Origin of the sequence: Actinoalloteichus spitiensis RMV-1378 (assembly GCF_000239155.1) — a bacterium.
Taxonomy (GTDB): domain Bacteria; phylum Actinomycetota; class Actinomycetes; order Mycobacteriales; family Pseudonocardiaceae; genus Actinoalloteichus_B; species Actinoalloteichus_B spitiensis.
Genome location: NZ_AGVX02000639.1, coordinates 1 through 2,012 on the forward strand (window position 1 = coordinate 1; position 2,012 = coordinate 2,012).

2 protein-coding genes are annotated in these 2,012 nt (G+C 70.4%); one reads left to right on the forward strand and one right to left on the reverse strand.

All coding sequences use genetic code 11. The annotated features are described in order from the left end of the window. Window positions 1-4: 4 nt before the first annotated feature. Complete coding sequence (locus ACTIDRAF_RS0223175) at window positions 5-1,018, reverse strand: NYN domain-containing protein (protein WP_039789055.1); 1,014 nt, start codon at window positions 1,016-1,018, stop codon at window positions 5-7. Between the two features lie 247 nt (window positions 1,019-1,265). Here ACTIDRAF_RS0223175 and ACTIDRAF_RS0223180 point away from each other — a divergent pair, with 247 nt between their 5' ends. Continuing rightward, the gene (locus ACTIDRAF_RS0223180; protein WP_016701089.1) at window positions 1,266-1,742 is read left to right on the forward strand and encodes a hypothetical protein; all 477 of its coding nucleotides are present in this window, start codon (window positions 1,266-1,268) and stop codon (window positions 1,740-1,742) included. Window positions 1,743-2,012 lie beyond the last annotated feature (270 nt).

A 2,012-nucleotide genomic window follows, 5' to 3' on the forward strand; every position in this document is an offset into this window, starting at 1 on the left:
GGGGTCAGCCGGGGCCGTCCGGCCCGCCCGCGTCCACCCGTTCCCAGAACCGGGCCCGGAGCCGGAAACGCACGCTGTCGGCGAGGTCCTCGATCCCCAACGCGTCGGAGAGGTCCAACAACAACGCCCGGTCGACCTCCTTCGGAATCGACGGCCGGCTGGCGGCCAGCTCCGATCCCCGCCCGACGTCGTCACCGTCCCACCAGGCCCGTAGGACCTTGTCGACGACCTGGTCGATCTTCTCCGTGATCTCCTCGTCGGCCCACAACCCCGGTGCGACCATGGTGTCGGCGTCGGTGCTGCTGGAACAGACGAGGCGCACGTCGCTCCGGCCACCGTTCTGCGCGCGGGTCGACGGGGGGACGGGCCGGGCGGTGGCGGTCACGGCGGCGGGCGCCCGGGTGGCGAACACGGCGGGAGACGGCACCGGGGGCCGAGCGGCCGGGACCTGCTCGGCGGGCTTCGCCCGGGCGGACCTGGGGGTGATCGTGCGGTCGATCACCGCCGAGCTGATCAGGTCCAACCCGTCCGCCGCGCTCTGGAGGTGGCGACTGACACCGTGGGGCTTGTCGTCCCTGTTCGGCACGGCCAACACCGTGACCCGAACCCCGTGCGCCTGCGCCTCCTCCACGGCCTCGGTCAGGTCGTCGTCGCCGGAGACGAGGTAGATGGCGTCGACGGCGGCCTTGCGGGCGTGGGCCACCAGATCGAGACCGATCCGCAGGTCCACCCCCTTCTGCTCCCCGTCGAACCCGATGCGGCCCAGCCGGAGCTTGACGTGGGGCAGCAGCCCGATCTTCTCCTGCCGCGGGTCGGGCACCTTGTGCCGGGCGGCGTCGTACCAGTGCACGCGTAGCAGCGGGAGCCCGGAGTGCTCGGTGGCGTGAGCGATGAGCGCCTCCACCAGCTGTTCGTGATCGACCTCGATGCTCCCCAGCAGTGACGTACCGGTGATGCGTGTCGCCGACGCCGCCAGCAGGTAACCGGCGTCGACGTACACCGCGCACTGTGACCGCATACGGACCTCCCGTTCGCACGGATGTTCCCTCCAGCATCCCCGAAGTCAGGATCTTCCCGGCATCCACACGGGACGGGGTCCTTCCGGGACGAGGTCCGCCCCTTGGTGTCCACTCTCGCCGCAGCGGGCGACGCCCGGTGGGGCCCCTCCCCAGCCACCCCGTCCGCCCCAGGTTTGGCCGCTCACCACCGCTCGCGCAGGTCTACCACTCGATCACTTTCCGCAACTGACCCAATACCCTCGGTGGGTGGCCAGTTACCGTGAACTCCTCGAATCCCTTCACCGAGCGCCTCTGCCCACCCGCCTCCACGACGACCTCGAAACCGTCCTCGACTGCCTCGCGACCGTCCCCAGCTTCGGCGCTCACGACACCGAGGTCTCCCCCTGGTGGGACACCATCGCCGCCAACGCGCCCGCCAGCCCCGTCGAAACTCACTACGTCACCGGCTCGATCGAGGCCTTCTGGAGCCGGGCACACACCGCGCGCGTTGCCGGCAAGCCACCTCTGTTCGCCGACGCGCACCGGCTCTGCCAGTACGTGACCTCATTCTTCAACCACCGACCCGGAGACCCCCGCCGGACGGTCGTCGTCGACGCGCTCGACCCACATGGCGGTCAGCTTTGGATCGACACGATCCTCCCGCCCGCTTTCCGGATCGAGACGGCGTACCTGGCAGCCCAGGATTCTGCTGACACCCTGGCGAAGGACCGGGCAACCGTGTGACCGACAGCGGCGCCGTCCGGAGTGACGGCGCCGCACCCGCACGCCACGACACCACGTGCTGGGTATCGCGCTCCGTGGTGCTACTTCCAGTGGCGGGATCGGCTGCGCTGACCCCACTTGTGCGGGGCTTTCCTCATCGGCGCCTACGCGCGGCCCACATGAGCCAGCCCGCCCGGAATCGGCTCACCCCCGCTCGCGCGGGGCTTTCAGCCGGGCACATGGGCGCTGCACTGGACCGTACTGGGTTTGTTGGAGGCCCTGCACCCCAGG

What these genes read in the sequence shown, in the direction of transcription:
- ACTIDRAF_RS0223175 (WP_039789055.1), bottom strand. Translation starts at nt 1,018, where the DNA reads ATGCGGTCACAGTGCGCGGTGTACGTCGACGCCGGTTACCTGCTGGCG.